A 6,337-nucleotide genomic window follows, 5' to 3' on the forward strand; every position below is an offset into this window, starting at 1 on the left:
CTGGAGACCATCGTGTCTGAGCGCGAGGACATCATCGAAGCGATCCGCAAGCTCAGGCAAGCAATCCAGAGCCTCAACCGTGAAGGCCGCGAGCGGCTGCTGGCCGCCTTCGATGTGGTCAACAGCCATTTCCAGCGGTTGTTCTCGCACCTGTTCGGTGGCGGCACGGCCGAATTGCAACTGATCGAATCCGAGGATCCGCTGGAGGCGGGACTGGAGATTCTTGCCCGCCCGCCCGGCAAGAAGCCGCAGACCATGACGCTGCTGTCGGGCGGCGAGCAGGCGCTGACGGCGATGTCGCTGATCTTTGCGGTGTTCCTGACCAATCCGGCGCCGATCTGCGTGCTCGACGAAGTCGACGCGCCGCTCGACGATCACAATGTCGAGCGCTTCTGCAATCTCATGGACGAGATGGCCAAGACCACCGAGACACGGTTCGTCATCATCACCCACAATCCCATCACCATGGCGCGCATGGACCGGCTGTTTGGCGTGACCATGGCCGAGCAGGGCGTCAGCCAGTTGGTCTCCGTCGACTTGCAGGCCGCGGAGGCGATGCGCGAAGCAAGCTGACGCTGACAGCGCCGCGGCCCGTAGGAACTCTATTCAGCCGTCATCCGGACCTCCTTTGTCGCGACGCCCCGTTGCGCCGAGCCCTCGCGCTGCTGCCGCTGGTGCGCGAGGCGAATTTTCCCGTTTTTAGGGAAGGTTGTTGTCCGTCAAAGCCGGTTTCGCTTCATTTCGGCAAGGATAAGCTCTCGCCATCAATTGGAGCGGCTTGACGATGACAGACCCAGACACCGGGATTCTTCGTATGCCTGACGATCCGGCGGACCTGGCGACGCGGCCACGGATACGCGCGGACATGCCGGGGCAAGGCACGTGGGGGCGCATCTGTGCGACGTGTCCGAAGCGAAACCTGAACTGCGCCTCGTCGGTCCTCGACAGTGTCGCCACGAGGCGAAGCACGCAGTGAAAAAACGGCAGGGCGGCACCGTGGAATGCACCGCCCCGTCGGATGAGCAATCAGGCGGCGAGCCAGGCCTTGGTGAAATCCTGCTCGTAGGCCTGATGCATCTGATAGCCCATCAAGGCGGGTTTCATATGGCAGAACAGCTTTCGCCAGTAAGGCTGAACGATGATGCCGGACTCCTGCAACATCACCTGCAATTCCTTCATCACCGCCCGACGCTGGTCCGGATCGGCGATGGCGTTGGCCTTGTGAACCTTGGCATCGAACGCGGCATCGGCGAAGCCCGTCTCGTTCCATGCCGAGCCGCTCTGATAGGCGAGAGCATAGGTCTGGATGCCGAGCGGGCGGGCATTCCAGTTGGTCGTGGCGAAAGGATATTTCGTCCAGTCGTTCCAGAACGCCGATTCCGGGATGACGGTACGCTTCACCTTGAAGCCGGCGTCGCGCATCTGCTGGGCAACCACGTCGGAACTTTCCTTGCGGTAGTCGGCTTCGACCGAGATCAGGTCGAACTCGAAATCGAGCTGGCCGGCTTCCGCGAGCAATGCTTTCGCCCGGGCCGGATCCCGCTTGATCGGCGGCAGTTCGGCATGTTCGGGATGCATCGGGCCGACGTGATCGTTCTGCGCCACGATGCCCATGCCGTTGGCGCCCAGTTGCAGCACCGCCTCGTTGTCGACCGCAAGCTGGATGGCATTGCGCACGCGCTTGTCGTCATAAGGCTTGGCGTTGACGTTGCAGCGCGAGACGATCGTGGCGGCGGTGACGATCTCGCTCTTCTTCAGGCCCAGCCCGTCGAGCATGACGACGTCATAGGATTGAGTCTGGCCGTTCAGATCGATCTCGCCGGATTCGAAGGCGGAGACGGTGGCGGCCGAGTCGGTGCCGTAGTCGATCCAGTCGATACCATCCAGGAACACCTCGCCGCCCCACCAGGAGCCGTCAGGCCGCCTGCGCACGGAGGCCGCGACACCGACATTGAGCTTCTTGAGTTCAAAGGGGCCCGTGGAGATCGGGTTGGCGGACAGGGCTGCTTGTTTCGGATTGAACGTGCGATGCACGATCAGCGCCGGGTAGTCAGTCAGCGCCGGAATTATGGTGATGTCGGGTTGCGACAGTTTCAGCACCACGGTGTGGTCGTCACGAACCGTGATGGCGCCGGCGCGCGCGGCCTTGGTTTCGGGATCGATAAGCGACGTCATGCGGCCGGCCATCGAATTGCCGGCGGCCCCCTTCTCGCACCAGCGCGTGACGTTGAAGGCAACGTCCTCGGCGGTGAAATCGTCGCCATTCGACCATTTCACGCCAGGGCGTACCTTGAGCACATATTCCGTGGCATCCGTATTGATTTCCCAGCCCTGCAGCAGCACCGCCTCGAAGGTGAAATCCGGCTTCCAGCGCACCAGCGGCTCGAGAAACTGCATGGCGATGTTGCCCATCTGCGAAACCTTGAAACTGCGCGGATCCTCCATCTCCATCACCTGCATGGCGACGCGGACGATTCCGCCCTTTCTGGGTTGGGCCGCGTCGTCGGCCAGGGCCGGAACCGGCTGGCCGATGAGCCCGTAGGCGACCGCCGTGCTGGCGCCGAAGGCGCTGGCCAGCGCCAGGAATTCGCGGCGGCTGAGCGCGCCGTTTTTGGCACCCCGCGCAAAGGCGTCGATCGCGGGATGAAGAGGCTTGGATGTCATATCGTTTCTCCCATTGTTGATTTTACGTCCAAATCGGGTGGAATGCCCTTGCCGCAACAGCGCTGGGCACGGTCTTTTGTTGGAAACCGCGAGCGGCCGAGCCGATGCGGCGAGGGGGAAACAGGATGAATCTTCTGACGGCCATGCGGGTCTTCGACCGGGTCTGCCTGCTGGGCAGCCTCTCGGCGGCGGCGCGCGATCTCAACATGTCGACGACGGCGGTCAGCCGGACGATCAAGGAGCTGGAAGAGGATCTTGGCGTGCGTCTCATCAACCGCACGACCCGGCGCCTCAGCGTCACCGAAGCCGGGCGCGACTATGCACCGCGGGCCCGCAGCCTGCTGGACGAGATTTCGGAACTGCAGGATTCGACGCGCGGCCTGCACAAGGAGACGCGCGGCCTGATCCGGGTTTCCTGCTCCAATGTCCTTGGCCACACGCGCATCACCAAGCTGGTGCCGAAATTCCTCGAGGAGAACCCGCTGACTACCATCGAATTCGATCTGACAGCGCGCTACGTCGTCGGCATCGTCGAGGAGGGTTATGATGTTGCCATCCGTTTCGGCGGCCAGGCCGATTCCGCTCTGATTGCGCGGCGCCTGGGCGAAGTCCGCAACTATGTCTGCGCCACGCCGGATTATTGGGACAGAAACGGCCGACCGACCCATCCGGACCAACTGGCAAGCCATTCCTGCGTCTTGAGCAATTTCGCCAAGCGGCTCGGCACGTGGCCCTTCATAGGGCCTGACGGGCCGTTTGACGCACCGATCGGCGGGCGCATCTCGACCAACAGCGTCGAGGCCGCCTATCAGATGACGATCGCCGGCTTCGGCATCGGCAACCTGCCGAGCCTCCTGGTCGATGCGGCAATCCGCGATGGACGGCTGGAGGTACGGCTCGACGAGTTTCGCCCGGATTCCAGCCCAATCTATGCCCTCTACCCACACCGGACCTATATCGCCGCCAAGGTCCGCGCCTTCGTCGATTTCCTGATCCGTGAGCTGTCGGCGGATTTTACCGCCTGAGGCGCGGCAGGGGCATCGCCAGTCGGCGCCAGCAAAGGCCCGGCGCGAACGCCAGGCCACCCTTGCCCCCAACGGCAAACTCGGCGGTGTCATTTCCACCAGGCGGTGGTGTCGTACATCGGTCCCGGCTCCTCGAAGAGCTTCTCGTATTTGCAGAGCGCCGGCGTCTTGCCGAGCGCCACCGAGGCACCATCCTTGAACGCCCACTCGCCGCGTTGGGTCGAGTCGGCCCGCACATAGCTGGACAGGGCAAAGGCCCGGTCGTGCTGCGACAGGTTGGGCGAGGAGCCATGCACGGTAAGCAGCCCCCACATGGCGAGGTCGCCAGGCTCCAGGACCAATGGAACGATCGTCGCCGGGTCGATGCCGACCTTGCGCAATTCTTCCTCGGCGGTCAGCCCCTTCATCAACTCGCCCTTGCCTTCGTCGGACAGGCCGAGATAGCCGAGCTTGTGACTGCCAGGCACGACCTGAAGGCAGCCATTGTCGAGCGTCGCTCGGTCGACGGCGAGGCCCGTCGTCACTGTCGCATCGGCGACATTGTCGAAGGCGGCCTGGTTGCGGAATCGCAGATCCTGATGGAAGCGATAACCAGTGACATTGGCCCCGGGTGGCTTCCAATGCAGCTGCTGGGCGATTTGCTTGATGTCACGCCCGATCAAGCCTTCGAGCAGTTTCAGGTAATTGGGATTGCGCCGGAATTGCTCGAAATAGGAATTGATCCAGGAAAACCAGTAGGCCTGCAGCACGTAGCGTTGGCCGAAATCCGACTCGGGCAGGATCTGGAAGTTGAGATTGCCGTCCCGGAAAGTAGCGTGATGCTTGAGCCCTTCGGCGTAGACGGCATCCGTTTCCTTCTTCAGCCGGACCATCTCGTCGCCGTCGACGAATTGTCGAACGACCGCGTATCCCTCCTCGCGGTACTGCTCCACCGCCTCGCGTGCCTGCTTGTCCGTCAGCATGTCCTTGGCTATCCCTGTCTGATGATCTCCAAGGATCGTAGCGAAGGGATCGCGGGCGATAAGCCACGGATTTTGGCATCGACTTTCCCGATAATCGCAAAAGTCGCGGCAAACTGAACCGGTCTTGGAGGACGTCAGGCTGAAGCGCGTTGAATACGCGACAACTCAAAACCGCCTTTGCCCGACAAGCTCTGTTCCGCCGGCCGGAACATATCCTCGAAGTCGAGGTCCTCCTCGAAAACCACGCCTCCGACGGTCACGGCCAGGATCTCCACGGCGCCCTGAGGGGAAAAATAGACCCGCGAGACACTGGCGCGGATACGCTCGCCAACCATCCTGGCTTCGGCCTCGCTCGTTCCGGGAAGGAACACGCCGAACATCGACGCGCCTATGCGGCCGATGACGTCTTGCGAGCGCACGCAAGACCGGATGGTTGAGGCTATGAGACGCAAGGCTTCGTCGCCCCAGCTCAGGCCGAAGCGCAAGTTGATGGCGTTCAGATGCTCAGGATGAATGACCAGGAAGGCGCCCGATCGCTCGCCTGGAACGGACGGCCTGATTGCCCGTCTCTCGATCAGCGACGTGAAGACCCTGCCGTTCAGGCAACCGGTCAGCGTATCGAAGGTAGCGGCTTTGTTGAGTTCCCGCCGGTAGCGACGGATCTCTGCCAGGTTCCGGCCTATGAACACAAAAAGCGGCAGGCAGATCACCAAAGGCAAAAGCGTTGCGGTGATCATGCCGCGCCCGAAAGGCGTCAGCGTCTCGCTGAACAACAGCAGATAGTTCAGGCTCAGGGAGACGCAAAGGCTGCCGATGGTTCCAAGGAAAGCCAACCAGCCGACGCTCCTCCATTCGTGATGGGCCGGGACATCAGCTGCTGCGTTGGACATGATCGATCTCCGTTGGATCGCCAAGCATAAGACCGGCAAGTTAGGATTTCGGTTTCAAAGAACAATACAATTTGAGGCGTCGGGATAGATCGCTCAGCTTTCTGGAGGCGATGCCGGCCTTTGCGGCGACTCCGGTTGCTGCCGCCTATGGGGAGCCGAAGATTCCCATCTCCGCCGTCCTGGCTGTTGCTTCGGCCTTGCCATAGATACCGCCCGGCAAGGCCAACGCCCAGCCATTCGACACGAGCCAGGCTCCGACATCCTGTTTGCCCAGCCTGCATGTCGCCGCGACAGGGAAGCGGTCGACCGACGGAGGCACGAAACAATTCAGCGCCCGCCCGCGCATCCAGTTGTTGAAAGCCGCACGCGCCCGCTGTCCACAAGGCCAGGCACTCTCGTGAAACAGGCAGATCCTGTCGGCTTCGACGCTCTGGGTTCCGCTGATGAACAGTTTCCGCCCCATGGAGTCGAAACCAGCCGAGGACGTGGCCACCGGATGATACAGCGGTGTTTCCCGCCAATCCCTGGGCATCGATGGCTTGGGTTGTGACGCGAGGCCGAGGTCGCCAAGGGGCAAGCGAGGTTCCACCCGCTCCACTTCTGACCCCACGACCTGCGGCGGTGCGATGAGATCTTCGGCAATCTTGCGGGCTGAATTGACGATCGATCGAACCGGGTGCTGCGCGACGTCGTCGCTGACGTCCGGGGCCGGGTCGGTGACGGTCCGCTCGACAGGGAACAGGGTCGCTGCCTTGACCAGCAGCAGGATGCCGACGAGAAGCTCGAGGCTTGCGAC

The 6,337-nt window shown here is 62.3% G+C and carries 6 protein-coding genes; 2 read left to right on the forward strand and 4 right to left on the reverse strand.

What is annotated here, in order from left to right; translation table 11 throughout:
• Positions 1-573, forward strand: a 573-nt coding sequence (locus EOA36_RS23340) for an AAA family ATPase (RefSeq protein WP_145969267.1), incomplete at its 5' end; no start/stop codon positions are given.
• Between the two features lie 453 nt (positions 574-1,026).
• Here the strand turns inward: EOA36_RS23340 and EOA36_RS23345 are convergent.
• Complete coding sequence (locus EOA36_RS23345; RefSeq protein WP_127279605.1) at positions 1,027-2,664, reverse strand: ABC transporter substrate-binding protein; 1,638 nt, start codon at positions 2,662-2,664, stop codon at positions 1,027-1,029.
• Positions 2,665-2,789: 125 nt separating this feature from the next.
• Here EOA36_RS23345 and EOA36_RS23350 point away from each other — a divergent pair, with 125 nt between their 5' ends.
• A complete protein-coding gene (locus EOA36_RS23350) occupies positions 2,790-3,689 on the forward strand; it encodes a LysR family transcriptional regulator (RefSeq protein ID WP_127279606.1) in 900 nt (299 codons plus the stop codon).
• A gap of 89 nt (positions 3,690-3,778) precedes the next feature.
• Here the strand turns inward: EOA36_RS23350 and EOA36_RS23355 are convergent, their stop codons facing one another.
• The 3 genes from EOA36_RS23355 to EOA36_RS23365 all read right to left on the reverse strand — a co-directional run.
• Complete coding sequence (locus tag EOA36_RS23355) at positions 3,779-4,651, reverse strand: phytanoyl-CoA dioxygenase family protein (RefSeq protein ID WP_189343688.1); 873 nt, start codon at positions 4,649-4,651, stop codon at positions 3,779-3,781.
• Positions 4,652-4,785: 134 nt separating this feature from the next.
• A complete protein-coding gene (locus tag EOA36_RS23360; protein ID WP_127279607.1) occupies positions 4,786-5,541 on the reverse strand; it encodes a GGDEF domain-containing protein in 756 nt (251 codons plus the stop codon).
• Positions 5,542-5,686: 145 nt separating this feature from the next.
• Positions 5,687-6,337 (reverse strand): thermonuclease family protein (locus EOA36_RS23365; protein WP_145969268.1); only part of this gene is annotated, 651 nt, incomplete at its 5' end.

Source organism: Mesorhizobium sp. M8A.F.Ca.ET.021.01.1.1 (assembly GCF_003998025.1).
GTDB lineage: Bacteria > Pseudomonadota > Alphaproteobacteria > Rhizobiales > Rhizobiaceae > Mesorhizobium.